The organism is Frankia sp. AiPs1 (assembly GCF_023716945.1).
Classification (GTDB): domain Bacteria; phylum Actinomycetota; class Actinomycetes; order Frankiales; family Frankiaceae; genus Frankia.
This window is the reverse complement of sequence record NZ_JAMQQF010000009.1, coordinates 1-26,690: the sequence shown is the minus strand read 5'-3', so window position 1 is coordinate 26,690 and position 26,690 is coordinate 1. Positions and strand designations below refer to the sequence as shown.

Below are 26,690 nucleotides of genomic sequence, written 5' to 3'. Positions count from 1 at the left end.
TGCGCCTGTGATCACTGCGCCTGTGATCGCCGCATCTGTGATCGCCCTCGGCCGCCACCGGCCGGGGGTCTGATCGGGAGAACCATCGAGAGGGGTCAGAAGTGTCGTCGATGAAGGTGGGAGTCCTGCAGGACTTCCTGATGCCGCCCGCGTCGCAGCAGGTCATGCTCGACGCGCTGCGGCTGGCGTTCGACGAGTCCTACGCCGACGGCGAGATCGACCGTCCCGTCGAACTGGTGCTGCGGGCCGTCGACGGGCTGCCCCGCGGGACGAGCTTCGACGTGCTCAACGCCTGGAAGGAACTCGAGGCCGAGGGCGTCCTGGTGATCTTCGGCCCGTGGGCGTCGGACAACGTGCTGGCGATCCGCAACTACGTCGAGGACGTCGGCCACATTCCCACCCTGTCGATGAGCGGCACCGATCGCTGGTACGGCGAATGGTGCTTCTGCATCAACAACGGCTCGTTACCGGAGGAGCCGTACCTGCTGTCGAACTACCTCGGGGTGCGCGGCGTCGAGTCCGTCGCCGTCGTCTACGACAAGTGCGTGCCGGGGGAGGAATACACCCGGTTCTTCCGCGACGCCTGCGCCTTCGACGGGGTGAAGATCGCCATCGAGGAACCGATCAACATGCTCGACACCGACCTGAGCCCGGCGCTGGCCCGGCTGCAGGCATCGGGTGCCGACGCGATCGCCTACCTCGGCTGGGGGCTGACCGCGACCCACCTCAACACCGCCCTGGACGGCACCGGCTGGGACCCGGTGAAGGTGATGAGCTCGGGGTTCATGGCGGCGCCGTTCCTGCCCGGCGGCCTGAAGAGCATCGCCGGCTGGGTCGGCGTCGACCAGTACGACGAGGACAACGTCGTCGGTCAGGACTTCCTCGACCGGTTCGAGGCGCGGTTCGGCTACCGGCCGGCGAACTTCTTCTCCGTTCTGTGCTACGACTTCGGCGTCGTCATCGCCCGTGGCCTGTCGAAGGCCACGCCGCTGTCGCCGGATGGCGTGAAGGAGGGCCTGGAGAAGGTGAAGATGGTCCCGGCGGCCACCGGCGGCCCCGGCGGCGTGTTCAGCTTCGGCCCACACGCCCGGCGCGCCTGGCTGACGCCGCACTTCATCGTCCTGCGCGAACCGGACCCGGCCGCCGAGGTCGCCGACCTCACGTCCGGACCGGGCAGCATCCTGCGTCACCGCTACACCGCCCGCTCCCGCAGCGAGCGGCTTGGCACAGCCGGGCGCACCCAGTGAAGAAGCGCACCCAGTGAAGAGGCGCATCCAGTGAAGGAGCGCATCCAGTGACCCGGCGGCGATGCGGGGCCTCGGCCCGATGAGCGAACACTTCCGCCGCGAGCTCGACGACGGTGTCCTGACGATCACCTTCACCCGCGACGACAAGCTCAACGCCGTCAGCGCCCCGATGCTGGCGGCGCTGCGCGGCGCCGTCGCCGACCTCGGCGACGACGACGCCGTCCGGGTCCTGGTGATCACCGCCGAGGGCCGGCACTTCACCGCCGGCATGGACATCACCACGATCGACACCGGGATGGGCTTCGAGCCCGACGGCAGCGTCAACGGCCGTTCGGTGCGGCGCATCTACCGGGCGCTGCACCTGCTCATGGACGAGATCGAGGCGATCGAGAAGCCGGTGATCCTCGCCGCGCAGGGACCCTGCCGCGGCTTCGGGGTCGAACTCGCCGTGTCGTGCGACTTCCGCTTCGCCGCGCCGCGGACCACCTTCGCCCTGCCGGAGGTGCCCAACCTGGGGGTGCTGCCCGGCTCCGGCGGCATCAGCCGGCTGACCCGGCTCGTCGGTCCGCACTGGGCACGGTGGCTGGCGATGGCGGCCCGCCCGGTCGACGCCGAGCGCGCGCTGACGATCGGCCTCGTCCACGACGTGTTCGCCGACGAGGTGTTCGCGGCCAGCGTGCGGGAGTTCGCCCGCTCGCTGGTCGCGCTGTCCCCGCAGGCTCTCGGCCTGGCCAAGCTCGCCATCGACGCGGCCGCCAGCGTCGACCGCACCACCGCCCGCGACTTCGACCGGGTCGCCAACACCCTGCTGCTGACCTCTCAGGAGCACCTGGCCAAGGTGCGCGCCTTCCAGCAGCGGGCCGCCGCCCCGCGCGAGTGACCGCCACGCGCGAGCGGTCCTCGCGCGCCTGTTCGAGGGGAACGTCGAGATGGATCTCGGTTTACGCGGGAAGGTGGCCGTCGTCACCGGCGCGTCGAAGGGGATGGGCCGGTGGACGGCGCTGGAGTTCGCCCGTGAGGGCGCGGACGTGGTCGTCGTCGCCCGCGGCGCCGAGGCGCTCGCCAGCGTCGCCGGGCAGATCGAGGCGCTCGGTGTGCGCGCGCTGGCGGTGCCCGCCGACCTCGCGACCGCGGCCGGCACCGAGGAGCTGTTCGACCGGGTGCGCGGCGACTTCGGCGGCTGCGACATCCTGGTCAACACCCTGGGCAGCGACGAGTACGACTACCTGCCACTGACGGAGACCTCCGACGAGCTGTTCCAGGCCCATCTGGACATCGGCCTGATGGCCGGGGTGCGGACCTGCCGGGCGGCGATCGGGCTGATGCGGGCCCGCGGGGGCGGCGCGATCGTCAACCTGGCCGCCATGTCGATCCGCAAGCAGTACCCGACGATGGTCGCCTACACGGCGGCGAAGGCGGCGCTGGCCAGCGTGTCGAAGAACCTCGCCCGCGCCCACGGCCCGGACGGCATCCGGGTGAACACGATCTGCCCCGGGGCGATCCTGACCGAGGGCGTCCGCGAGAAGATCGAGCAGTTCGGGCCGGGCCGGTGGGTCGCGCCCGACGCTCTGGCCGCCTCGGCGAGCACGTCGAGCACAACGGCGGCGTCGAGCACAACGGCGGCGTCGAGGACGACGGGCGCATCGAGCACAACGGTGGCGCCGAGTACCGAGGAGGTCTTCCTCGCCATTTCCCGGGACATGGGCGGCGCCGGCCGCGGCCTGGTCCCCGACCTCGGCCGCCCCGGCCGCCCCGAGGAGATCGCCGCCGCCATCGTCTTTCTGTGCAGCGCGCGGGCCGGCTACATCACCGGTGCCCTGCTCAACGTCGACGGCGGCTCCGACTTCTAGCCCGATTCGGACCTGCCGGCCAGGATCCGATTCTCTGCCCCGGATCGGCCGGCCGGGGCGGGCCTGGCCTTCCAGCACTGCACGGACACCTGTGTGCGGTCCATCGAGTGCGGCGAGGGCGTGCAGGTCGGCTGCTCGCCGGCGGGATCAGCGGGCTGGCGTCGGACCGATGTTGCACATCCCCCTCCGGCCGCCGCGATCACACCACCCCAGCGCCGTTCTCGTCTCTGCTCTGATACCCCCGGTGCTCAGCTACCGTGAGTGATGTCGAAGACTCCGGAATCCCTGTACACGCACGTCGCAGTGCTAGATCCGTCGAACGTGACTTCCGTCGGCGAGTACAGCTCAGACTCCGAAACCACGTCTCCGGGGCGGAATGGTCCCAGCGCGACATAGTACGACGGGCTGGGCGTGTACTGCAGGCCGACGTTCCGCCGGGTGGGTCGGACGAAGGTGGCGAACCCGCCCATACCTACTCCGACGGCGCCGCGATCGGGGCTTTCGGCGCCGGGCACCGATGCGTCTTCGTCGATGGTCAGGGAGTCGCCACCCGCGGAATTCCGCGACGTCGCGATGAACTCGAAACTCCCGTTCCGGTAGGTAAGGGTCGCGGCGTTGTCGTACAGGTCGGCGCCCACCACCTGTGCGGCCAGGTAATTGACTCCGGGCGCCAGATTTCCAGCCTGTCCCCACACGAAGTTGTACTCCGTAGTCCAGGGGAACCGAACCTGACTCTGTGGGCCGCAGGTCCTCGAAAACCAGGCCAGCGACAGCATGTCAGGTGGCAGGTCAGCGTCTTTCTGGAAGACTATCGCCCTGATCCCATCGAGCAGCGAATCGTTGCAAACGGTGATTTCGCGGAATTGCCTTTCCATCTCGTGTGCCTCTCCGGGTGTGCACCTGGATACGCCCAGAAATGGGCTCGTCGCTGTGGACGGCGGCGGCGGTCCTCGGCGGCTGGCAGGCGCTGCGCAGCCGGGGCGCGTGACCGCCGGTGCGGACGACACCCGCAGAGCTGCGCCCGGACGGCGACCGAGTGCGAGGTCACCACCGGTCCGGGACCCCTGCCCGGTGGCAGCGGTCCCGGTCAACGGCCCGGCATTCCGCCGATCCGCCATTCCGGCGGATCGGGCAGATCAGGCCAGTTGCTGGGCGTTGAGGCTCGTGAGGTGTTCCTGGGCGGGGTCCTCGGTCGGGTAAAGGACCTGGATGTCGATGAGGAGATCCGCCTCGGGCTCGACGGTGTGATCGCCGCCCGGGGGAGAGGCGAGCAGGACGCTGCCCTCGCTGCCGTCGCGGAGGATCTGGCCCCAGAAGACGTCGCTGAAGCCCTTGAACAGCGCGGTTCCCTCCGGGAGATCACCGAAGCCGAGGGCCCATTTCACGACCCGCGTCGTCGAGGCGCTCACGGTGATCCGGTAGGAGTAGACCACCTTTCCCGCGTCCTGCCACTTTCCCCGGAACTCCTGCCTGACGACCAGGTTCCCCACGAAGGGAGCGGCCTGCGCGGACTGGGCCTGGTCGTTCCAGGTACCGTTCGGGCTTTCGGCCATGGCGACGCGGATCAGGTTAGCGATCGAGGAGTTCCGGTCCACCGGCAGGGCATGCCCCTGCTGGCTGGCCGCGGAGAACAGGGTGTTGTCCTCGTCCGTGTTGTTGACGACGGCGCTGACCCCGTCACCGCTGTGGTCGAATCCGTACTCGGCGAAGTCGTCGACATACACGCCCGACGGAATGACCAGGATCTTGTCGCCGACGCCCGGTTGCTGACCGGCGTTGAACTCGACGGCACGGTAAAGGCAGAAGCTGCCTTCGGGGCATGCCTCCCGCCCTTTCCCGTAAATCAACTGGGCGCGCTGTTCGCTCATCGTATCCGGCCTTCTGTCGAATGGAATGCTCTCGATTCTGCCGATACTCGATTATCCCGGGCGATTATTCAATCATGGTGGCTTCGCCCGGCCCCGTCTCCGGTGGGAGTGTCCGGTTCTAGGCGGGGACAGACTCCGACCGAGGACCCGTTGCGGGCGGTTCTGACACCAATACCCGCTCGCCGCCCGCTCGCTCGCCGCCTGCCTGCCCGCCGCCCGCTCACCGGGCACGGCGATCGGGCGCTGTTCTGGCGGCGATTCTGGCCGTGTGTCCAGCCAAGCGCAGATCGCCCTGCTCGTCCACGACCCTGAATGAGCCGGACACTGTCGCCTGCGGCCGGCAGCCGCCCGTGGCCTGGTCAGCCCGGTGTGTCGAGACCGAGGAGGCGGGTGACGGTGGCGATCTGATCGGCATAGTGGCGGAGGAACTCGGGTGAGCGGGGATCGACCCCGCACACGCCCTCGATGACGTGGGGAAGCGTGGTGGTCGCCATCGCGGCGGCCATCAACATGATGGTCAGGCAGGCCGGGTCCACCTCGGCCGGCAGTCGACCGGCCGACTGCAGGGCGCTGACCTCCTCGACGCTGCCCCGCAGTCGCTCCGAGCGGGCCGCGTGATCGGGGTCGGCCTGCGGGCCGGTGTACTCCAGGCCGCTCCACGCGAACAATCGGACACCGTCGGGGTTGCTCAGGGCTTCCAGGGCGTATCGGCGGATCTGCTCGGACAGAGGAGTACCCGGCGTCGCCAACTCGCTCTGACGCTGCCGCCAGACGTCCGCCAGGGCCCGATAGAGGCCTTCCTTGCCGTCGAAATAGTAGGAGATCAACTGCTGGTTGACGCCAGCCCGGGCCGCGATCGCACTGATTCGGGCCCCGGCGTACTTGTGTGCGGCGAACTCGGCCGCCGCCGCGTCCAGGAGGAGTCTGCGAGTGCGATCCGGATCGCGCCGTCGCTCCTGGGGCTTGGGTGACCGGCGCGGCTTCGACGACGACACGTCCCGACAGTACCTGCGCCTGACGATCCCAACTGCCTCCTCCACTGTTTCAATCGTACGGATGACACGGTCATCCTTGTGGTTGACCATGGCATGGTGCATCCAGTTGCCGGCGAGGCAACACGTCGTGGAGAAACTTTCGCCGACGTGGCGGGAGCGCCGTGGCGACGGTCACGACCCGCTGGGTGCGGCCTGTGCAGGATGCCGTCGAGTTTCACCTCGGCGCGAGGAGTGGAATGGCGACAGGAGCGTTGCGAGCATGAGCGAGACGCGCGACCACAAGACCGCCGTCCTCATCGTGGGAGGCGGCATCGTCGGCCTGTCCGCGGCGCTCCTCCTCGCGCGGCAGGGAATCCAGCCGGTGCTGGTCGAGCGGCACCCGTCCACGGCACTGCTGCCACAGGCACGGGCGTTCAACCCGCGCTCGATGGAGATCTACCAGGCCCTCGGTCTGGAAAGGGAGATCCGCGCCCGCGCGTCGATTCTGGCCGACCTGCCGGAGATGATCGGCGCGGAGACCCTGACCGGCGAAGAACGTTTCCGTTTTGACGTGCTCGCCCGGGTCCGGCCGCTGGCGTCCGTCAGCCCCACCGACTGGGCGATGATCGACCAGGACGAGTTGGAACACGTCGTGCGCGCCCACGCCGAACGCAGTGGCGCCGACGTGCGGTTCGGCACCGAACTGGTCTCCTTCGACGCAGGCGCAGGCGGCGTGACAACCCTGCTGCGCGATGTGGGCAGCGGTGCCGAGTACCGCATCGACGCCGATTATCTGATCGCCGCGGATGGTCACCGGGCGGGCCTACGTCACCAGCTCGGCATCGGCGCGGACGGGCCCGGTGTTCTTTTCCCGGTCATGAACTTCATCTTCGACGCCGACCTGAGTACCGCGCTGCGGGGACGCCGATTCCTGCTCGCCTACCTCGACAGGCCGACCACGGGCACGGCCCTGGTTCCGTTGCGGCAGTTCGGCCGTTGGGCGCTCGGGGTGCCCTACCATTCCGAGCGGGGCGAAAGCCCCGACGACTTCACCGACCAACGCTGCGCCGAACTGGCCCGCGAGGCGGTCGGCATTCCCGACCTCGAACTCACCCTCGTACCCCCGATGCCCGGCCGGGACCAGAAGGCCGCCAGCACCAGGATCGGTGGGTGGGTCGCGCGCCGCTACCGGGCCGGGCGGGTGTTCTTCGTCGGCGACGCGGCGCACGTCGTGCCCCCCACGGGGTCCTACGGCGCGAACACCGGCATCGCAGACGCGCACAATCTGGCCTGGAAGCTCGCCGCCGTCATCAGGGGCCGGCAGTCGACACGCTGCTGGACACCTACGACGACGAGCGCCGCCCGGTCGCGCGGACAACACTCGACACCGCGATGCGGCTCCTGAGCGACCGCCACGAGGGCCACGGTGGCGATGCCGCGACCATCGACGACCTGGCGATGATCCTCGGGTATCGGTACGACTCCGCCGCCATTCTCACCGAGCCGTCCACGCCGTCCACGCCGTCCACGCCGTCCACGCCGGTCGGGCTGTCCACGCCGGTCGGGCTGTCCACGCCGGTCGGGCCCTCCACGCCGGCTGGGCCGGTCGGGCCGGTCGAAGACCCACGCCGGCCCAGCGGGCGACCGGGTCTGCGCGCGCCACACGTCTGGCTGGACCGGGCCGGCGCCCGGCTGTCCACCCTCGACCTGTTCACCGGTGCCTTCACCGTGTTGGTCGGCCCTGATGGGGAGGACTGGATCGCGGCAGCCAGGACGGCGGCGGCGTCCCTCGAGGTCGACCTGGACATCCACCACGTCGGCGTCGGGCTGCACGACCCGGACGACCGGTTGTTGGACGCGTACGGCGTCACGAGAGCGGGCGCGAGCCTCATCCGACCAGACGGCTTCGTCGCCTGGCGCGCCGCCCACCTGCCCCGGCGGCCAGAACACGACCTCCACCGGGCCCTGGCCCACCTGCTCAGACGATAGCTACGGCAAGGGGGCCAGGCCGACAGCGCAGCCACTGCTACTCATGGCATGGCGAACGTGAAGCGCCAAAGACCCCGGCCGCATGCCGCATGCCGCGGGCTGCCGCTCCGACCTGCCCGGTGTCCCGGTATCCCGCCGTGCCGGTATCCCGCCGTGCCGGTATCCCGCCGTGCCGGTATCCCGCCGTGCCGGTATCCCGCCGTGCCCGGTATCCCAGCGTGCCCGGTGTCCCAGCGTGCCCGGTGTCCCGCCGTGCGCGCATCCCGGCGTGCCCGAGTCTCACCTGCCCGGCGTCACCTGCCCGGCGTATTTGGGATGCCGGGGGTCTCCAGCATGCCCAGCGTCTCCGGATCAGCCCAGGCGTCGGCCGCCTCGTCGCCACCGTCGGGATCCGGCTGGCGGGTGGAAGGAGGGCCGGTGCGCTCCCGGGATGAGGCCGGCTCCCGGATGAGGCCGGTCCCGCGGCCTCCGAGCTACGGCTCGGCCGCCAGCCTGGCTCGCGGCGTGCGCTCGGTCTCTCGCCGCCCGGGCGCCACCTCTGCTGGCAGGCACAGCCTCGACGCTGTGCACGCGTCGGTGGACCCTTTCCCCACATCGGTCACTCATCCGAACATATGTTCGACATTGGGGGCTGGTTGACCTAGTGTTGATCCGTGACTCCCTTCACTTTCGGCCCCAGCCCCGGCCCTGACCCCTGCCCTCCACCTGGTCCTGACTCCGATCTTGACCCGCGCCCTGGTTCCGGTCCCGGCCCTGACGCTGGCCCCGACCCGAACCCTCGTTCTGACTTCGACCCCGGCCCCGACCAGGGCTCACGATCTGCCGCTGGCTTCGCCCTCGGCGTCACTGCTGATTCGGGTCCGCGCTCAGCCACTCGCACCGGCGGCGATTCCGACGGTGTTGGCATGGCAGGTTGTCCGCAGCTGCTGGCCGCCCTGTCGGAGCTCGACGCGATGGTCGGGCAGGCGGTGCACCTGCCCAGTTGGGGGCTGTCCGATCCCGAGCTCGACGGCGCGGTTCTGGACTGCTCGGCGTTGCTGGCCCGTCTCGCCGCGGTCCGTCTCGGTCTGATGCGGGAGATACATGGCCGAGGCAGCGCGCTGCGGGAAGGCGCGACCAGTACCGCCGCCCTGATCCGTGCTCGGCTGCGCATCCGCCCCGTCGACGCTCAGCGGCTGGTGGACCTGGCCCTGGCCGTGGACGACAACCTGGCTGCGACCGGCGCCGCCCTGATCGCCGGCACGATCAGCGTCGAACAGGCTCAGACGATCCACCTCGCGCTTCGTTCCCTGCCCCGCGGCGTTGACGTCGCCACCCGACGTTCCGCCGAACAGTTCCTGCTCACCTCCGCCGCCACGTTCGACCCCGCGGAACTCGCCCGGCTCGGCCGTCACATCCGTGAACGCCTCACCGATGTCGATACCAGCCCCGGCGGCGACAACCCCGACCCCGGGGGCAACGGCGCTGGCGACAACGACGGCGCTGGCAACGCAGACGCCGACAGCGACAGCCCTCCGGACGGTGGTAAGGGTGCTGGTAAGAGCGGCACCACCGACGCCGGAGGTGATTACGGCGATCCAGCGGATCGCCGTAGTCTGTGGATCACCGATCTGTCCGACGGCATGACCCGGATCAGCGGCGAACTCGACGCGGAAGCGGCCGCTCTGCTTCGCACCGCGCTCGACAGCCTGGCTGCCCCCATGCCCGCCGTCGACGGCACTCCCGACCCGCGTAGTCCCGCCCGCCGCCGCGCCGACGCCCTCGTCGACTTCGTGCACCGCGCGCTCGATGCCTCCGCCGTTCCCATCTCCGGCGGAGTGCGCCCGCACCTCACCGTCACGATCCCCTGGCCCACCCTGGTCGGCCGCGGCGGGCCGGCCGCGTCCACCAGTTGGGGTCAGCCCCTGTCACGCGCCACCGTGCGGCGCCTCGCCTGCGACGCCGCCGTCAGTCGCATCATCCTCGACTCCGCCAGCGTCCCCCTCGACGTCGGCCGCACACAGCGCACCGTCCCGGGCGACCTCCGCCGTGCGCTGGTCGCCCGGGACCGGGGCTGCGTCTTCCCCGGTTGCAGCAGGCCACCTAGCTGGTGCCAGGCCCACCACATCATCTCGTGGATCGACGAGGGTCTTACCTGCCTCGACAACCTCGTCCTGCTCTGCGGCTGGCACCACCGCCACGTTCACCACCACCGCTGGACTGTCCGACTCGGCGCCGACCGCCGACCCGAACTCATCCCACCCCCCTGGGTCGACCACACCCGGACCCCCCGCCGAAACCCCTACAGCCAACCTCTCGACATCCTTCTCAACCCCACCCCGTTCGTCACCTCGGTCGGGAGTCATCCTCAGGGTGGGTGTTGAGCCAAGGGCGCGGGGGCGTGGTCGTCGCGGCGGCCCCGCGGCGGGCGAGGTCGGCGTGGACCTCGCCGGCACGCGCGATCGTCGACAGCAGGCGCAGCAGGTTGGCGACGATCCAGGTGTGCGACTCGACGCTCGCGCCGGCCGCGGCGTCCTCGACGAGCACGCTGCGGTAGCCGCGGTCGGTCGCGCCGAGGGCGCCGGCGAGCAGCGCCACATTCGTCGACACGCCGGTCAGGACGACTGTCTCGATCCGCAGGTTACGCAGGGTGGAGTCGAGGTCGGTGCCGTACCACATCGCCAGGCCCGAGCGGCGGGTGCTGACGTAGTCGCCGGGCTGGGGCGCGACCTGGGGCATCGGCGAGGCCTGCGGGGTGGCGGCGAGCACCCGCCGTTCGCGGCGCACCTTCGCCGACACCGGGTTGGTGTCGCTGAACGCGCCGAAGTCCGGCCGGTGCGCCACGTGGATGTGCACGACCGGCAGCCCGAGCGCGCGGAAGTCCGCGGCGAGCGCGGCGATGCGCGCGAGGATGCCGCGTTCGGCGGCCTGCTCGGCCAGCCCGGCGAAGATCGCGAGCTCGGGGTCGAGGGTGCCACGCAGGCACTCGCTGACGATCAGCGCGGCGCGCTCGCCGCGGTCGAGTCCGTGGACCATCGCGTCGGTCCGCCCAACTCCTCAGATGCCCGCGCGCTGGGAGCCCTGGCCGTCTCGGTGCGCGTCGACCACATCAGGCGCCCCGGGCGCGCCGGAACCGTCGGGCACGCCGGGGGAGCCAGGCACGCCGGGGGCAGGGGCAGGGGCAGGGGCGGGGGCGCGCAGGCGGGCGCGCAGGTCGGCCTTGCGGACCTTGCCGGCCGCGGTGCGGGGCAGTTCGGTGACGATCTCGAGACGTTCGGGGGTCTTGTGCTTGGCCACCCCGATGGCGACGAAGTGCTCGATGAGGTCGCCGAGGGTGAGCTCGCGGCCGGGTTCGAGCAGGACGAACGCGCAGACCCGCTCGCCGTAGAGCGGGTCGGGCATCGCGGTCACCGCGGCCTCGACGATCGCCGGGTGGCGCAGCAGGACGCCCTCGACCTCGGTGGAGGAGATGTTCTCCCCGCCGCGGATGATGATGTCCTTCTTCCGGTCGACGATGGTGAGGTGGCCGGCCTCGTCGAGGGTGCCGATGTCGCCGGTGCGAAACCAGCCGCCGTCGAGGAACGCCTCGGCGTTGAGCGCGGGGTCGGTGTAGCCGACGAACAGTTCCGGGCCGAGGGTCACGATCTCGCCGGGGGTGCCGGGGGGCAGGTCCCGGCCGTCGTCGTCGACGATCCGGATGAGGTTGGCACCGAAGGCGACGCCGTCGGTGTAGGCGCGCACCTCGACGGGGTCCGCCACCGTGGACACCGTCACCGTCGGGTGCTCGGTGGAGCCGTAGGAGCGGAACGCCCGCCAGCCGGCGGCCTCGGCGGCCAGGACGAGCTCCGGCGGGACGCCGGCGCCGCCAAGGTGGATCTCGTCGAGCGACGGCATCGGCGTGCCGGTGTCGCGGACGTCGGCGAGCAGGCTGCTCAGGAAGAACGGGGTCGCCCCGAGCCAGCTCACCTCGCGTTCGCGGATGACCTGCGCGACGCGTGCGGTGTTCCACGAGTCGACGAGGATGCTCGTGCGGCCCGACAGGAACGCCCGGCCGAGCAGCAGGACGCCGCCCATGTGCCCGGCGGGGAACGGCGAGAGGTGCACCGCGTCCGGGGTGCCGGCGTCGGCGCGGGCCAGCGCGCGCATCTCGGCGAGCAGGGTGTTGTGGGTGTGCTGCACGCCCTTGGGGGCGCTGGTGGTGCCCGAGGTGTAGATGACCATGCAGACGTCGTCGGCGTGCGGGTCCTGCGGCGCCGGCGGGTCGGCGTCGAGCGCCTCCAGCGCCGCCAGGGTGACCCCGCCCGGCGCCGTCCGCTCACCGATGGTGATCACATGTTCCAGGGCGGGGCAGTCGCCGACCGCGGCAAAGCGGTCGAGGTAGTCGATGGAGCGCCAGCGGTCGGGCATGACCAGCGCCCGCGCGCCCGACTGCCGCAGGATGTAGCCGACCTCGACCGGCCCGTAGATGTGCACGACGGGCACCAGGACCAGCCCCAGCGAGATCGCCGCGTGATAGACGATCGCGCCCTCCAGCCAGTTGGGGACCTGGCAGGCGATCACGTCGCCGCGCCGCAGCCCGAGCCGGGCGAACGCGCCGGCGAGGCGGGCGCCGCGGCGGTGGATGTCGATCAGCCTGGCCGACGCCGGATGCGTCTCCGAATCGAAGATCATCAACGACTGGGGGTGCCGTGCGGCGCCGTCCTGTAACGCGTCGACCAGGGTCTGGGAGGTGTGCAGCCCGGCGGCGTACCAGTGGGCGTTCGCGGGAGCGCGGCGCAGGGGACCGGTCATGGCTGCACTGTAACTGCCATCACCTGTACAAGCTATATCCTTCAGATGATTAGATTCTCCTTACCGTCTGCCCTGTGATGCTGCCAGACGATCCCCGCGGAGGTCACGAGATGCAGCGTTCCGTCTTCACCCCCGACCACGAGGAGTACCGCCGGCTGGCCCGCACCTTCGTCGAGAAGGAGTGCCTGCCGCACAACGACCGGTGGGAAGCCGAGGGCATCGTCGACCGGACCGCCTGGCTGCGGGCCGGTGAGGTGGGCCTGCTCGGCCCGGCCGTGCCCGAGCAGTACGGCGGCGCGGGCATCGACGACCCTCGCTACGGTGCCGTCGTCGCCGAGGAGTTCGCCACCGCCGGCATCGGCGGGTTCGCCATCCAGCTGCACAACGACCTGATCGGCCCGTACCTGCTGGAGCTGACGACCGACGAGCAGAAGGCGCGCTGGCTGCCCGGCTACGTCCGCGGCGAGCTGATCACGGCGATCGCGATGACCGAGCCCGTCGCCGGCAGCGACCTGCGGGGCATGCGTACCACCGCGGTGCGCGACGGCGACCACTACGTCATCAACGGGTCCAAGACGTTCATCAGCAACGGCATCCTCGCCGACCTGGTGGTGCTGTGCGCGAAGACGACTCGCGCGGACGGCGAGCAGGGGATCAGCCTCATCGTCGTCGAGCGCGACACCCCCGGTTTCGAGCGTGGCCGCCGCCTGGACAAGGTCGGCGCCCGCTCGCAGGACACCGCCGAGCTGTTCTTCACCGACGCCCGCGTCCCGGCCGCCAACCTGCTCGGCGAGGAGAACGAGGGCCTGCACTACCTGATGCGCAACCTGGCGAAGGAACGGCTGTCGATCGCGATCTCCTCGGTGCAGAACGTCTTTCGCGCACTCGAGCTCACGACCACCTACGTCCGCGAGCGCAAGGCGTTCGGCAAGCCGATCGGCAGCTTCCAGAACACCCGTTTCGTCCTCGCCGACCTGCAGGCCCGCGCGCTGATGGCACGGTCTTTCGTCGACGCCTGCCTGGCCGCGTTGGTCACCGGCGAGCTGACCGGGGTCGAGGCGGCGGCGGCGAAGCTGTGCGCCACCGAACTGGAGGACGCCGCCGTGGACGCCGGGGTGCAGCTGCACGGCGGCTACGGCTGGATGAACGAGTACCCGATCGCTCGGATGTATCGGGACAGCCGGATCAGCCGGATCCTCGGCGGCTCCAACGAGATCATGAAGGAGATCATCGGCCGCTCGATGCACCTGGGCTGAGCGGCCGACGACCTGTTTCAGCCGGCCGGCGGGCTAGACAGCCGGTGGTTCATCCGGCGGGTGGTTCATCCGGCGGGTGGTTCATCCGGCCGGTGGACTAGACAGTCGGTGGTTCATCCGGCGGGTGGGTTGGCCGGTCGATGGGTCTGCCAGCCGGCTGGCTAGACAGCCAGCGGGTCAGCCAGTCGGTGGGTCAGTTGTGGCGCAGCTCGTTGAAGGGGCGGTCGAGGTCGTGGGCGGGTTCCCGGGGCAGCCCGAGGATCCGCTCGCTGATCCCGTTGCGCTGCATCTCGTTGGTGCCGCCGGCGATGGCCAGGATCCGGCCGTTGAGGTAGTTCAGCGCCGTCGTCGACGCCTCGGTGTCCTGCGGATGCCAGGCGACGCCGGCGGCGGCGGCGATCTCCAGGCCGATCGACGCCCGGACCGGGTTGAGCGTGCCGGCGGCGAGCTTGGAGTAGGACCCCAGGTTCGGGTTGGCCGTCCCCGACTCGGCCTGGGCGGCGACGTAGGCGTCGAGCTGCTCCTTGACGACGTCGATGACGTGGGCGCGGGCGATGAGTTGGCGGGTCACCGGGTCGCCCTGGCGGCCCACCCGCCGGGCCAGGGCGACGAGGTCGGGGGCGAGCTCGCGGGCGCCGGCGTGGCGGGGCGCCTCGTCGGGGTCGCCGCCGAGGCGCTCGAAGACCATCATCGTGCGGGCGACCGTCCAGCCGTCGCCGACGGCGCCGATCCGGTTGGCGTCGGAGACGACCACGTCGTCGAAGAACTCCTCGCAGAACTCCGAGCTGCCGTTGATCTCCCGGATCGGCCGGATCGTCACGCCGTCACTGGTCAGCGGCACTCCGAACCAGGTCAACCCGCGGTGCTTCGGGACGGTCGGGTCGGTCCGGGCCAGGCACAGGCCGTAGTCGGCGTAGTAGGCGCCGCTGGTCCACACCTTCGACCCGTTGAGCACCCAGTCGTCCGCGTCGGTGCGGGTGGCCCGGGTCGACACCCCGGCGAGGTCGGAACCCGCGCCGGGCTCGGAGAACAGCTGCACCCAGATCTCCTCACCGGAGAGCATCCGGGGGATGTGGGTGCGGCGGAACTCGTCGGTGCCGTGGGCGAGGATCGTCGGCCCGCAGACCCGGGTGGTCGTCAGCCCGGCGATGCCCAGGTCCGCCACGACGTAGCCGCGGCTCTCCTGTGCGAAGACCTCCTCGTGCGCGGGGGTGAGGCCCTGCCCGCCGAACTCGGCCGGCCAGGTGATGCCCGCGTACCCGCCCTCGTAGATGCGGCGCTGCAGGTCCCGTTGCTGGGCGACCCGCTCGGGGGAAAGGTTGGCGGCGTCGCCGCCGCGCAGGCGGGCCGGGGCGTCGTCGTCCCTGGGATCCAGGTTCGCCGCGAGCCACGCCCGCACCTCACGCCGGTAGCCGTCGAGACCGGGCCCCGTCGCCTCGCCCGCTGTCTGGCCGCCTGCTGCCTGCCTGCCTGCTGCCTGCCTGCCTGCTGTCTGGCCGCCTGCTGTCTGGCCGCCCGTCGCCTGGCCGCCGGCTGTGCGGCCGTCTGCTGTCTGCCTGCCCGTCGCCTGCCCGTCTGCCGCCTGCCCGCCCGCTGCCTGGCCCTCGGCCGCCTGTCCACTCATCGCCTTCCCTCCGGTCGTCGGGGTGTGCTCATCGGTCGTCGCTCTCTCTGCCCGGCGGCGTCACCGGCCTGGCAGCTCTCTCCTGTCTCTCCTGCCGGCCGGCGGCTCGTTCACAGGCCGTGCAGCCGACAGATGCGCTCGCGGTGCCAGGCAGGGTCGCCGAAGACGACCCGGTCGGTCGCCAGCCGGCGCAGGTAGAGGTGCAGGTCGTGCTCCCAGGTGTAGCCGATGCCGCCGTGCAGCTGCAGGCAGCCCTGCGAGACGTCGATCGCGGCGTCGCCGACGAACGCCTTGGCCGCACTGGCCAGCTCCCCGGCGTCCGGCGCCTGCTCCTGCACGGCGGTGAGCGCTCCCGTGGCGATGGCATGGCTGCACTCCACCGCGAGGCTGAGGTCGGCGAGCTGGTGTTTCACCGCCTGGAAGGAGCCGATCACCCGGCCGAAGGCCGCGCGGCTGCGGGCGTGCTCCAGTGTCATCGCGAACAGCGCGCCGATCGCGCCCACCATCTCGGCGACCGTCAGCACCGTGGCGACCTGCAGCAGCCGCTCGCCGAGGTCGCCGTCGCCGATCTGCCCGACCACCGCGGAGGCGGGCACGGCGACGTCGCGCAGGACCACCTCGGCGTACCGGTGGGTCAGATCGAGCCCGGCCAGCGGTTCGACGCTCAGCCCGGGGGCGTCGCCGGGCAGCAGGAACAGCGCCGGGCGGCCGTCCACCGCGGCGCTGATGAGGAACCAGCCGGCCAGGTGGGCGTCCTGGACGAGGCCCTTGGTGCCGGACAGGACGAAGCCGGCGCCGTCGCGGCGGACCTCGACGCCGGCGGAGGCCTCCCAGCCACCCACCGGATCGCCGAGCGCCCAGGCCGCGAGGGCCTTGCCGCCGGCGAGGTCGTCGAGCAGGGCGCGCTGCTCGCCGGTGCCGCCGAGCGTGATCGCCAGCGCCGCCACGTTCGACCCGACGACGCCCCCGGGCTGCAGGTAGCGGCCGCGCTGCTCGGCGATGAGGCCGGCGTCGAGGACCGGGTGACCGGACGGGCTGCCGCCGCCGTGCTCCTCGGGCACGAACAGGGCCAGCCAGCCCAGCTCGCCGATCTCGGTGAAGTAGCCGACGTCGAGCTGCACCTCCTGCTGTGCCACCCGGCGCACCGTCGAGACGGGGCAGGTCGACCTGATGAAGCGCTCGGCCGTCTCGGCGAACAGTCTCTGGTCCGCTGTCACACCCGGAAGCACGGGCGGTCTCCTCTCGATCCTGGGGCGCCGCAGGCACGCCCTCAACCAGCAAACGCCGTTCGGCCCGGTGGCGCTCGCGGCACGGGACGGCCCGGCAGGCCGATCGGTCGCGGGCCGCTGCCAGGTCGCGGGCCGCTGCCGGGCCGCGGGCCGGCCAGTGATGCAGCCGACCGATCGCGTCGCTGCCATGATAGCGACTATTGAGGTAGCTTACTCAAATCATCTATCTGATCCAACTTAAGGAGTGGACGTGAAGGTCGACGTTGGTCTGTGGGCCGATCTTGACGACATCGCCAGCCGATCACGCGAACTCGAGTCCCTGGGCTACGACGCGCTGTACGTCCCGGAGACCGCGCACGACCCGTTCCTGCCCGTGGTCCTGGCGGCACAGGCGACCGAGCACGTCATGATCCGTACCGGTGTGGCCGTTGCCTTCCCGCGCAGCCCCATGCACCTGGCGATGGTCGCCAACGACCTGCACACCATCAGCAAGGGGCGCTTCGTCCTCGGGCTCGGATCGCAGGTCAAGCCGCATATCGAGAAGCGCTTCAGCGCCGTGTGGTCCGAGCCGGCCAAGCGGATGCGGGAGATCGTCCTGGCCATCCAGGCAATCTGGCGGTGCTGGAACGACGGCGAGCGCCTGGACTTCCAGGGCGAGTTCTACCAGCACACCCTCATGACGCCGTTTTTCAACCCGGGGCCCAACCCGTACGGGACGCCGCGCATCCAGCTCGCCGCGCTCGGTCCGCGGATGACCGAGGTCGCCGGCGAGGTCTCCGACGGGATCCTGCTACACGGCCTTTCCTCCGAGCGGTTCGTGCGTGAGGTGACCCTGCCGGCGCTCGAGCGAGGCCTGGCGCGGGCCGGGCGCAAGCGCTCGGACGTCGAGCTGACCTTTCCGACCCTCATCGCCACCGGTGACACCGAGCAGGAGCTGGCCGAGTCGGAGAAGAAGCTGCGTCAGCACTTCGCCTTCTACGCCTCCACCCCCGCCTACAGCGCGGTCCTGGAACTGCACGGCTGGGGCAGCCTGCAGCGTGACCTCTACGAGCTGACCCGCGACGGCCGCTGGCAGGACCTCGGCTCACTCGTCACCGAGGAGGTGCTGGAGGTCTTCACGGCGCGGGGCACCCCGGAGGACATCCCGAAGCAGATCCGGGCCCGCGTCGGCGACATCGCCGACCGGGTGAGCTTCTACTCACCCGCCCCCATCACCCCCGAGGTGATCTCCCGCATCCTCGCCGGCCTGAAGGGCTAGCGCGGCCGCAGGCGAAGGCCCCACCGCTGGCGAAAGGCCCCACCGCTGGCGAAGGCTCCACCGCTGGTGAGGTCCACGCTGCTGACGAAATCCTCGCCGCTGGTGAAGGCCGCGCTGCTGGCGAAGTCCTCGCCGCTGGCGAAATCCCCACCGGTGGCGAAGGCTGCGCTGCTGGCGAAATCCCCGCTGCTGGCGAAATCCCTTTCGTGTCGGCGAGGAGGTGTGGATGGGGGAGAGGAAGTGTGGATGGGTGAGCAGTGCCAGGCGGGCTCTGCCACGCCGATCTCGTCCGCGGCGGCGGGTCACGGTGCGCCGGGCGGGCTGCGGGCCCGGCCCGGACATCGCCCGAGCCCGATCGGGCCGAGGGGACTGGACGCCGATGTTAGTTGTGGCTAACTTCGTCTGGGTTAGCGAACGCTAACGTGCGGGTGGCTCCGGTGCGGTGCCGTCCGCTGCTGCGGGAGGCGGGTGCCCGGGTGGACAAGGTGGTCGCGAGTGCGGCCCTGGCGGTGGCCGACATCCCGGACGGGGCGTCGCTGGCGGTCGGGGGGTTCGGGTTGTGTGGCATCCCGAGCGTCCTGATCGACGCGCTGCTGGCGGCGGGGACCAGCGGTCTGGAGACCGTCAGCAACAACTGCGGAGTCGACGACTGGGGGCTCGGCCTGCTGCTGCGGGCGGGGCGGATTCGGCGCACGACCGGGTCGTATGTGGGGGAGAACAAGGAGTTCGAGCGGCAGTTCCTGGCCGGCGAGCTGGAGGTCGAGCTGGTGCCGCAGGGCACGCTCGCGGAGCGGCTGCGGGCCGGCGGGGCGGGGATCCCGGCGTTCTACACCCCGGCCGGGGTGGGCACGCAGGTCGCCGAGGGCGGCGTCCCGCTGCGCCACGACGCCTCCGGGCGCGTTGCGCTCGCGTCCCCGGCGAAGGAGACCCGGGTGTTCGACGGCGCCGAGTACGTTCTGGAGCGGGGCATCGTCTGTGACTTCGGGTTGGTGCACGCCTGGCGCGGAGACCGGCACGGCAACCTCGTCTACCGGGCGAGCGCGGCGAACTTCAACCCGCTGTGCGCGGCGGCGGGCCGGGTGACCATCGCCGAGGTCGAGGAGCTCGTCGAGCCGGGCGAACTCGACCCGGATCAGATCCACACCCCGGGGATCCTGGTCCAGCGGGTGGTGCACGCGCCGGACCCGGAGAAGCGGATCGAACGCAGGACGGTGACGGCATGACGCTGACACGGGACGGGCTGGCCGCGCGGGTGGCGCGGGAGCTGGTCGACGGCCAGTACGTCAATCTTGGGATCGGGTTGCCGACGCTGGTGCCGGGCCATCTGCCGGCGGAGGTGACGGTGGTGCTGCACAGTGAGAACGGCATCCTCGGGGTCGGCCCCTATCCGAGCGCGGACCGGGTCGACGCGGACCTGGTCAACGCCGGCAAGGAGACGGTGACGGTCCTGGCGGGGGCGTCGTACTTCGACTCGGCGACGTCGTTCGGGATGATCCGCGGCGGCCATGTCGACGTCGCGGTGCTCGGCGCGATGCAGGTCTCCGCGCAGGGTGATCTCGCGAACTGGATGATCCCCGGAAAGATGGTCAAGGGGATGGGCGGTGCGATGGACCTCGTGCACGGCGCCCGCCGCGTCATCGTGATGATGGAGCACGTCGCCCGCGACGGGACCCACAAGCTGGTGCGGGAGTGTTCCCTGCCGCTGACGGGCCGGCGCTGCGTGCACCGGGTCATCACCGATCTCGCGGTCCTCGACGTCGAGCCGGGCCGCGGTCTCGTGCTGCGCGAACTCGCACCGGGCGTCACCGTCGACGAGGTCCGCGCCGCCACCGGCCCCGACCTCACCATCCAGCTCGACTGACCCCTCCACGCCGACCCCCGCACCAGCGTGGCACCAGCCGCGGCTCCAACGGGGAGCGCGGGCCCGCGTCAGAAGCCGATCGGCGCGCTCAGGTAGGCCAGGTCCTCGGCCGGCTCGGGCGCGCCCTCGACCGTACGCACCGGGATCACCCCCGCCCAGTGGGGCAGGGTCAGGTCCTCGGCGTCGTCCACCGGCCCGCCCGTGCGCGCCTTCAGCGTCACCTGCGTTCCGGGGTCGTCGAGTGCGACGGCGAGCACGGCGGTCGCGGCCAGCTCCCGGCGGTTCGCCGGCCGGCAGGCGCCCGAGCGGCCCGGCGCGGTCCGGTCGACGAACGCGGCGAGCACGGCGCGCTTGTCGTCCTCGTCGAGCACGGCCGAGGCGAGCCCGCGGACCAGCACCGACCGGTAGTTCACCGCATGGCGGACGGCGGAGCGGGCCAGCACGAGCCCGTCGAGCAGCGAGACGGTGACGCAGATCGGCAGGCGACCGGCGCGCCCGGCGGCCAGCACCCGGCCGCCCGCCGAGCCGTGGAGGTAGAGGGTGTCGCCGCGCCGGACGTGCAGCGTTGGCAGGACGTGCGGCCAGCCGTCGACGACCACGCCGACGTGGCAGATCCGCGCCTCGTCGAGCACGGCGTGGATCCGTGCGGTCCCGTGATGGATTCGGTCCCGCGCCCGGGTGGGGGCGAGATGCGCGGGTCCGGCCGTCGGAGTCTCCATGCGGGCAGCCTGGCACCGCCGCGATGCCCCGCCCACCGGATTTCCGGTCCAGCCGGTGTACCCGGGGCGATGCCGACGCGTACTACCTGCTCCCAACGGGTGGAACGGGATCCACGGACAGCTTCCCGAGAACTCCGTCGATGCGGCCACGGAAACCGGACATACTGACCACGGGTCGCAACGTCGGTCAGGGGAGCGCGCGTGTCATCAGGTAGGCGTATCGGGCTCGGAGCCGGTGCCGTCGTGGGAGTGCTGGCGGTGATCTTCGGCCTGGTCGTGGGGGCGAGCGCGCTCGGTTCGTTCGCGTCGACGTCGGGCGGGCAGATCGCGGTGGTCCGCAACGGTGGCCCGTTCGACAATCACCGGATCCGCCAGATCGTCAACCCCGCCTCGTCGAGGACCTACGTCGGCCTGTATTCCTCGATGCACAACTATCCGGCGCAGCAGCGCTACTACACGATCACATCCGTTGCCGGTGAGAGCGACCGTGGCACGGTCGATGTCGTGACGACACCGTCGAAGGACGGTGTGAGTATGGGGATCGAGGGCACGTTCTACTTCACCCTCAACCTCGACCACGACGTCCTACGCCAGTTCGACGACAAGTTCGGCACCAGGAAGTTCCCGCTGGCGAGCAAGGGCGGAAAGCTTTACTACGCCTGGTCGGGTGACGACGGCTGGTCCGCGTTCCTGGGCGCCATCATTCGGCCGGTCATCGACAACGACCTTCGTGAGCAGGTCAACAACTTCACCTGTGCCGACCTCGTCTCCTCCTGCGCCCTGGTCCAGATGGGCGCCAACCAGCAGGCCGGGGCCCAGACGGCCCTCAACGCGGCGTCGAGCAACGGCAACATCCAGGCCGTCCAGAACGCGATCAACAAGTCACTGGCCACCGACCTCAACGACAATCTCGGTGGCCATTTCCTGGAGAACCTGCGATTCACCCTCGCCCGGGTCACGCTGCCGCAGAACGTCCAGGCGGCCGTGAACAGCGCCCAGGCGGCGTTTGCGCGGATCACCGAGGCGCAGGCACGGGTCGCCGAGGCGAAGGCGGAGGCTGAGGCGAACCGCCAGCGCCAGTCGGGCTATGCACAGTGCCCGGCCTGCGCCAAAATCGACGAGCTCAAGGCGATTCCGTCGAACGTGACGACCTACGCGCCCGGTGCGGAAGTCGCCGTCGCCACGGGCAAATAGCCCCACCGAGGACTGGGCGGGCGGTTCTCAGTTGACCAAACGAAGATCGTGGTGGCCGGAAGGTGGATCCGGAGGTTGTCCGACAGCGGAGCGCGGACATCCTGGACGTCGTCGTTCGGTATGAGGAGCTGGACCATGCCGAGGTCGTTCCGGGTCTGCGCCGGCAGCGCGGTGGTGGGAGTCGCTGATCGACGAGTGCGGGCGGCCGGCGCAGTGTCGGCAGCTGGTCGGGGTGGCGCGCGCGGCGTCCGGCGTTCTCGGCTACGTGGCTGTGGGATGCCACTGCCGACTACCTCCACCAGCACTTCGAGCCCACCGCCCGATAACGCTGGTGAGACTCTCCGGACCGGGTAAACTCATCGCTGCGTCCGTGACCGGTCAGAAATTGGGCTACCCAGCGTCCTGCCTGATGAGGTTCGCAGGGTTTGGTCAGGCTCCTGTGATGAGGGGACGTCCGCCCCTGCGGAAGGCCTTTCACCAGTGAGTTCACCGAGCACCGGGTTCTCGCCCTGCCCGGCTCTCATTCCGTGTCGAAGTCCGTCCCCCGGGAGACCTCCTCCCACTCGGTGAGCTCGGCCCGTACGGAGTCCAGGTGTGCGGTCAGGAAGTCGACCGCGTCGCCGCCGAGGGCGAGGCGGAGCGGGGTCTTCTCGGCCTCCAGAGCCAGCCGGATCGCCGCCGCGGCCTTCACCGGGTCGCCGGGCTGGCTGCCGTCACTGCCCTGCACCATCTGCCGGGTCGCGCCGACCTTCTCCGCGTACGCAGAGTTCTCCTCAGAGAAGTACGCCGCACCCTTGCCGAACAGGTTGGTACGGAACGCGCCGGGCTCCACGATCAGCACCTTGATGCCGAACGGCGCCACCTCGTCGGCCAAGCCCTCCGACAGCTGCTCCAGCGCCGCCTTGGTCGCGCTGTACGCGGAGAACCCGGCGAAGGACAGCTGCCCGCCGAAGCTGCTGATGTTCACGACCGATCCACTGCCCCGCTCCCTCATCTGCGGCAGCAGCGCCCGGGTCAGCCGCGCCGGGCCGAACACGTGCAGCTCGAACAGGTCGTGCAGCTCCCGGTCGGTGGTCTCCTCGAACGCCCCCACCTGAGTGCGGCCGGCGTTGTTCACCAGCACGTCCACCCTGCCGTAACGGGCTAGGACGTCGGCGGCCACCACATCGATCCGCCCGCTGTCGGTGACGTCCAAGCTGATCGCCTCCGCCCGGTCCGGGTACGCGGCGACCAGGTCGTCCAGCGCCGCTGTCCGCCGGGCCGTGCCGATCACCGTGTCACCAGCGGCGACCGCGGCCTCCGCGATGGCCCGCCCGAAACCGCTGCTCGCGCCGGTGACCAGCCAGACCTTGGCGTCCTCGCTCATCTTCATCTCCCTTGTTCATTGTTGTTTGGGGCCGTCCCGTCGCAGGTCCCATCCTTCGCCAGGCATCAGGGCTGCGTCCAAGTCCCGTTGTGATAGCCATGAGTTATGAACGTCCATGGGCGCGACCTGTACTACTTCACCTCGGTCGCCGAGGAATTGAGCTTCACCCGCGCCGCCGAGCGACTGTTCGTCTCCCAACCCGCTCTGAGCAAGCAGATTCGGATGCTGGAGAAGCAACTGGGCGTGGTCCTGTTCGAACGGGACCGGCGGACAGTGCGGTTGACCGCGATGGGGGAAGCCCTGTTACCGCACGCCCGCGCGGTGCTGGCCGCCTGGCAGGCCGCGCAGGCGGCGGTGGAGGAGGCGAAGACCGCCGAGCGGTGCACTCTGGCGATCGGCATGTCCACCAGCCCGGGTCGCGGGCTGCTGCCCGCCCTGCGGACCCGCCTCGTCTCCCGCCGTCCGGAAGCGCAGCTCGTCCTGCGCCAGGTCAACTGGGCGGATCCCAGCGCCGGGTTGGCGGATGGTTCCAGCGACGTCGCCTTCGTCTGGCTGCCGCTGCCGGACGATGACCGTTACCAGTATGCGGTGGTGGCCCGCGAGCCTCGGCTGGTCGCGCTCCCGGACGGACACCCCTTGGCGGCGCGGGCCGCGTCCGACCCCGAGGGAAAGGTGGACTTCACCGACCTGCTGGAGGAGCCCTTCCTCGCCCTCCCTCCGGAGGCCGGCCCGCTGCGGGACTACTGGCTTGCCCTGGACGCCCGGGACGGTCGCCAGCCGCGGATCGGCGGGGTGGTGGCCAGCGCCGAGGAGACCCACGAGGCGGTCGCCAGCGGCCAGGGGGTGGCGCTGCTGGCCACCGGTAACGCCCCGCTGGTCGCCCGGGACGAGGTGATCGCCGTGCCGGTCCGGGGAATTTCCCCGTCCCAACTGGCGGTGGCCGCCCGCCAGGACGACAAGCGGACGCTGGTTCTCGCCTACCTTGCCGCTGCGCGGGAGGTTGGGGCCACAACCTGTTGATGAGGCGCCTGGAGCGTGGTGGATCTCGCCGGCCTTGCTCTCACGGCAGCCACCAGGCATGTCCAGGCGCCACTGTCGGCCTCATGGGCTTTGCAGCGAGCAGCGGACCATGCTGCGAGACGGACCCGGTGGTCTGCGTCTCAGTGAATCGGGCGCACCGCAGCCCAGTGGCGACGCTCTGCGTCAGGTCAGGTGCGAGGGGACATCTGATCGAGTGATTCCCCTCCTCGTGTACTGGACTGTCCCATCGCCAGCGGCTACGGCTACGGCTACCTGTGTGCGAGTCGGGCATCCCGACGACGACCGTGAGCGGCTGAAATCCTTCCCACGGACGTCGCGATGGCCGTTTGTGCTAGCCGCCGGCGGCGGGACTACGCCGTGGCGGCGGCGGTCGCCATGGCGTGCAGTGTGGTTGCTCTGATCGCGGGGTCGAGGGCGCCGGAGCTGTGCGGGGTCGAGTTGATCAGACCGAAGATCGCGTGGGCGCGGACGCGGGCGGCGGGAGCGGTCAGCTCGGGGCGCAGGCGACGCAGCACGCCGACCCACAGTTCGACGTAGGCGCGTTGTAGCCGGCGGACCTCGTGTTCGTCCGGTGCCGGCAGGCTGTGCAGGTCACGGTCGTGGATGACGATCAGGTCGGGGTTGCCGACGGCGAACTCGACATGCCGGCGGACGAGGCGGTCGAGGGCGTCGGACGCACTCGGGTCCGCGCTCAGCACGGCCTGAGCGCCGTGGAGCAGATGCTCGCTGATGCCCACGAGCAGCTCCGTGAGCATCGCGTCCTTGCTGGCGAAATGCCGGTAGATGCCGGGCCCGCGGATGCCGACGGCGGCGCCGATCTGCTCGATGCCGACCCCGCGGAACCCCCGCTCGGCGAACAGCCGCGCCGCCGCCTGCAGCAGGTCGTCCCGACGCCCGGTGCGAGCCCGCCGGACCGGCGAAGCCGCGCTCGGGGTCACGGCGCTCGGGGTCACGGCACTCGGGGTCACGTCGCCCGGAGCCAGGTCGCTCGGTTCTGGACCGCTCGGTTCTGGACCGGTTGGATTTGGGCCGCTCGGTTCTGGGCCGGTTGGGTCTGGGTGGGCCGAGGATGTCGTGGGACGGCCGGTGACGGGCGCCAGGGCGACGGGCGGGTCGGTGTCGGGCGGGTCGGTAGCGGGCGGGTCGGTCGCGGGCGAGGTGGGCGCCGCGCCGGCCGGAGCGGACTTGACCGCGGCCGGCGCGGGACCGGGTTCCTGCGCCGGTGCGGTGGGGGGCGGTCCGGCGGTGGCGGAGGGGGCGTCGGAGAAGGTGGGGGCCAGACCTGCCGGGGGCGTCACCCGGGTGGCACGCGACGGCACGATGTGGTCCTCCTCCGGGCAGAGGCTACCAAGCGTGGTCCACCGGTCGGCAACCGCAAGTGCATGGGCGGGGGCGGGGGTCCTGGCCCGGCCGGTCGGTCGACGGAAGTGTTAGCGCGCGCTAACATCTGGACTCATGTTAGCGACTGTTAACGTCGGCGACGGTCCCGCCGCCGCGCGTGCCAGGGCAGCGGCGGCGGAGGATCTCACCGGGCCGCCGCTGCGCAGCGCCGTCGACACCGCCTCACCCGCGGCGCGCGGATACGCCGAGACCCATACCGCGCTCGTCGCCGAGCTGCGCGAGCGGCTCGCCGTGGCGGCCCTGGGCGGGCCCGAGCCCGTCCGGCGCCGGCACGTCGAGCGCGGCAAGCTGCTGGCGCGCGAGCGCATCGAGGTGCTGCTCGACCCGGGCAGCCCCTTCCTGGAACTGTCCCCGCTGGCCGCGGACGGGATGTACGACGGCGACGCGCCGGCCGCGGGCATCGTCACGGGAATAGGCCGGATCGCCGGGCGGGAATGCGTCGTCGTCGCGAACGACGCCACCGTCAAGGGTGGGACGTACTACCCGCTGACGGTGAAGAAGCACCTGCGGGCGCAGGAGGTGGCGCTGCACAACCGGCTGCCCTGCGTCTACCTTGTCGACTCCGGTGGGGCGTTCCTGCCGATGCAGGACGACGTGTTCCCGGACCGGGAGCACTTCGGCCGCATCTTCTACAACCAGGCCACGATGTCGAAGGCCGGCATCGCCCAGATTGCGGCGGTGCTCGGCTCGTCGACGGCGGGCGGCGCCTACGTCCCGGCGATGAGCGATGAGACGGTCATCGTCCGCAACCAGGGAACGATCTTCCTGGGTGGGCCGCCGCTGGTCAAGGCCGCCACCGGGGAGGTGGTCGCGGCCGAGGATCTCGGCGGTGGCCTGCTGCACGCGAAGACCTCCGGAGTCGTCGACCACCTGGCCGACGACGACGCCGACGCCCTGCAGACCGTGCGCCGGATCGTCGCGAGCCTCGCCCCGCGAACGGCGCGGCCCTGGCCGGTCGCGGCGGTGGAGGAGCCCGCGGTGGACCCGGCGGGGCTGTACGCGGCGGTGCCGACGGATTCGCGGACGCCGTATGACGTGCGGGA

24 protein-coding genes are annotated in these 26,690 nt (G+C 71.0%); 13 read left to right on the top strand and 11 right to left on the bottom strand.

Going from position 1 to position 26,690, the window contains the following annotated elements:
* Positions 1–110 precede the first annotated feature (110 nt).
* The 3 genes from ND748_RS02655 to ND748_RS02645 all read left to right on the top strand — a co-directional run bounded on the left by ND748_RS02655 (position 111) and on the right by ND748_RS02645 (position 3,097).
* Positions 111–1,247, top strand: coding sequence for an ABC transporter substrate-binding protein (locus ND748_RS02655; protein ID WP_251743797.1), 1,137 nt, complete (start codon positions 111–113; stop codon positions 1,245–1,247).
* 79 nt (positions 1,248–1,326) lie between these two features.
* Entirely contained in the window at positions 1,327–2,127 is an 801-nt protein-coding gene (locus ND748_RS02650; RefSeq protein WP_251743796.1) for an enoyl-CoA hydratase/isomerase family protein, read from the top strand.
* Positions 2,128–2,176: 49 nt separating this feature from the next.
* Positions 2,177–3,097, top strand: a complete 921-nt coding sequence (locus ND748_RS02645) for an SDR family NAD(P)-dependent oxidoreductase (protein WP_251743795.1) — start codon at positions 2,177–2,179, stop codon at positions 3,095–3,097.
* Positions 3,098–3,345: 248 nt separating this feature from the next.
* Here ND748_RS02645 and ND748_RS02640 read toward each other — a convergent pair whose 3' ends face one another.
* The 3 genes from ND748_RS02640 to ND748_RS02630 all read right to left on the bottom strand — a co-directional run bounded on the left by ND748_RS02640 (position 3,346) and on the right by ND748_RS02630 (position 5,960).
* Positions 3,346–3,972 (bottom strand): hypothetical protein, encoded by a 627-nt coding sequence (locus ND748_RS02640; protein ID WP_251743794.1) that lies wholly within the window; start codon positions 3,970–3,972, stop codon positions 3,346–3,348.
* A 261-nt stretch (positions 3,973–4,233) separates the two neighbouring features.
* Positions 4,234–4,965, bottom strand: a complete 732-nt coding sequence (locus ND748_RS02635; protein ID WP_251743793.1) for a hypothetical protein — start codon at positions 4,963–4,965, stop codon at positions 4,234–4,236.
* A gap of 359 nt (positions 4,966–5,324) precedes the next feature.
* Entirely contained in the window at positions 5,325–5,960 is a 636-nt protein-coding gene (locus ND748_RS02630; protein WP_251743792.1) for a TetR family transcriptional regulator, read from the bottom strand.
* A gap of 259 nt (positions 5,961–6,219) precedes the next feature.
* Here ND748_RS02630 and ND748_RS02625 point away from each other — a divergent pair, with 259 nt between their 5' ends.
* From ND748_RS02625 to ND748_RS02615, 3 genes are all read left to right on the top strand, one after another.
* On the top strand, positions 6,220–7,344 hold the full coding sequence (locus ND748_RS02625) for an FAD-dependent oxidoreductase (RefSeq protein WP_251743791.1): 1,125 nt from the start codon (positions 6,220–6,222) through the stop codon (positions 7,342–7,344).
* Entirely contained in the window at positions 7,332–7,928 is a 597-nt protein-coding gene (locus ND748_RS02620; RefSeq protein ID WP_251743790.1) for a hypothetical protein, read from the top strand. The genes ND748_RS02625 and ND748_RS02620 overlap by 13 nt, the downstream gene beginning before the upstream one ends.
* A gap of 905 nt (positions 7,929–8,833) precedes the next feature.
* Positions 8,834–10,291, top strand: coding sequence for an HNH endonuclease signature motif containing protein (locus ND748_RS02615; RefSeq protein ID WP_251743789.1), 1,458 nt, complete (start codon positions 8,834–8,836; stop codon positions 10,289–10,291).
* Here the strand turns inward: ND748_RS02615 and ND748_RS02610 are convergent.
* Together ND748_RS02610 and ND748_RS02605 are read right to left on the bottom strand one after the other, a co-directional pair.
* The gene (locus tag ND748_RS02610; protein ID WP_251743788.1) at positions 10,254–10,943 is read right to left on the bottom strand and encodes a cysteine hydrolase; all 690 of its coding nucleotides are present in this window, start codon (positions 10,941–10,943) and stop codon (positions 10,254–10,256) included. The two genes, ND748_RS02615 and ND748_RS02610, sit on opposite strands and share 38 nt — an antisense overlap.
* A gap of 21 nt (positions 10,944–10,964) precedes the next feature.
* A complete protein-coding gene (locus tag ND748_RS02605; RefSeq protein ID WP_251743787.1) occupies positions 10,965–12,698 on the bottom strand; it encodes an AMP-binding protein in 1,734 nt (577 codons plus the stop codon).
* 110 nt (positions 12,699–12,808) lie between these two features.
* Between ND748_RS02605 and ND748_RS02600 the strand changes: the two genes are divergently transcribed.
* Positions 12,809–13,954, top strand: coding sequence for an acyl-CoA dehydrogenase family protein (locus ND748_RS02600; protein WP_251743786.1), 1,146 nt, complete (start codon positions 12,809–12,811; stop codon positions 13,952–13,954).
* Positions 13,955–14,147: 193 nt separating this feature from the next.
* Here the strand turns inward: ND748_RS02600 and ND748_RS02595 are convergent, their stop codons facing one another.
* A complete protein-coding gene (locus tag ND748_RS02595) occupies positions 14,148–15,578 on the bottom strand; it encodes an acyl-CoA dehydrogenase family protein (protein ID WP_251743785.1) in 1,431 nt (476 codons plus the stop codon).
* A 110-nt stretch (positions 15,579–15,688) separates the two neighbouring features.
* Positions 15,689–16,807: an acyl-CoA dehydrogenase family protein gene (locus ND748_RS02590; RefSeq protein WP_251743784.1), complete on the bottom strand. Its 1,119-nt coding sequence runs from the start codon at positions 16,805–16,807 to the stop codon at positions 15,689–15,691.
* 250 nt (positions 16,808–17,057) lie between these two features.
* Between ND748_RS02590 and ND748_RS02585 the strand changes: the two genes are divergently transcribed.
* Complete coding sequence (locus tag ND748_RS02585) at positions 17,058–18,065, top strand: LLM class F420-dependent oxidoreductase (RefSeq protein WP_251743783.1); 1,008 nt, start codon at positions 17,058–17,060, stop codon at positions 18,063–18,065.
* On the opposite strand, the gene ND748_RS02580 is transcribed toward ND748_RS02585, so the two are convergent.
* Positions 18,062–18,343, bottom strand: coding sequence for a hypothetical protein (locus tag ND748_RS02580; protein ID WP_251743782.1), 282 nt, complete (start codon positions 18,341–18,343; stop codon positions 18,062–18,064). The two genes, ND748_RS02585 and ND748_RS02580, sit on opposite strands and share 4 nt — an antisense overlap.
* Before the next feature lie 198 nt (positions 18,344–18,541).
* On the opposite strand from ND748_RS02580, the gene ND748_RS02575 reads away from it, so the two are divergent.
* Both ND748_RS02575 and ND748_RS02570 read left to right on the top strand, forming a co-directional pair.
* Positions 18,542–19,288 carry a CoA transferase subunit A gene (locus ND748_RS02575; protein WP_251743811.1) on the top strand — a complete coding sequence of 249 codons (747 nt, stop codon included), beginning with the start codon at positions 18,542–18,544 and terminating at the stop codon, positions 19,286–19,288.
* On the top strand, positions 19,285–19,926 hold the full coding sequence (locus tag ND748_RS02570; RefSeq protein WP_251743781.1) for a CoA transferase subunit B: 642 nt from the start codon (positions 19,285–19,287) through the stop codon (positions 19,924–19,926). The genes ND748_RS02575 and ND748_RS02570 overlap by 4 nt, the downstream gene beginning before the upstream one ends.
* A 68-nt stretch (positions 19,927–19,994) precedes the next feature.
* Here ND748_RS02570 and ND748_RS02565 read toward each other — a convergent pair whose 3' ends face one another.
* The gene (locus ND748_RS02565; RefSeq protein ID WP_251743780.1) at positions 19,995–20,645 is read right to left on the bottom strand and encodes a pyridoxamine 5'-phosphate oxidase family protein; all 651 of its coding nucleotides are present in this window, start codon (positions 20,643–20,645) and stop codon (positions 19,995–19,997) included.
* Positions 20,646–20,888: 243 nt separating this feature from the next.
* On the opposite strand from ND748_RS02565, the gene ND748_RS02560 reads away from it, so the two are divergent.
* Complete coding sequence (locus ND748_RS02560) at positions 20,889–21,839, top strand: SPFH domain-containing protein (protein WP_251743779.1); 951 nt, start codon at positions 20,889–20,891, stop codon at positions 21,837–21,839.
* A 520-nt stretch (positions 21,840–22,359) separates the two neighbouring features.
* On the opposite strand, the gene ND748_RS02555 is transcribed toward ND748_RS02560, so the two are convergent.
* Positions 22,360–23,205, bottom strand: coding sequence for an oxidoreductase (locus ND748_RS02555; RefSeq protein ID WP_251743778.1), 846 nt, complete (start codon positions 23,203–23,205; stop codon positions 22,360–22,362).
* 105 nt (positions 23,206–23,310) lie between these two features.
* Here ND748_RS02555 and ND748_RS02550 point away from each other — a divergent pair, with 105 nt between their 5' ends.
* Positions 23,311–24,225, top strand: a complete 915-nt coding sequence (locus tag ND748_RS02550; RefSeq protein WP_251743777.1) for a LysR family transcriptional regulator — start codon at positions 23,311–23,313, stop codon at positions 24,223–24,225.
* A gap of 371 nt (positions 24,226–24,596) precedes the next feature.
* On the opposite strand, the gene ND748_RS02545 is transcribed toward ND748_RS02550, so the two are convergent.
* Positions 24,597–25,199: a TetR/AcrR family transcriptional regulator gene (locus ND748_RS02545; RefSeq protein ID WP_251743776.1), complete on the bottom strand. Its 603-nt coding sequence runs from the start codon at positions 25,197–25,199 to the stop codon at positions 24,597–24,599.
* A gap of 502 nt (positions 25,200–25,701) precedes the next feature.
* On the opposite strand from ND748_RS02545, the gene ND748_RS02540 reads away from it, so the two are divergent.
* Positions 25,702–26,690 (top strand): carboxyl transferase domain-containing protein (locus ND748_RS02540; RefSeq protein WP_285901497.1); only part of this gene is annotated, 989 nt, incomplete at its 3' end.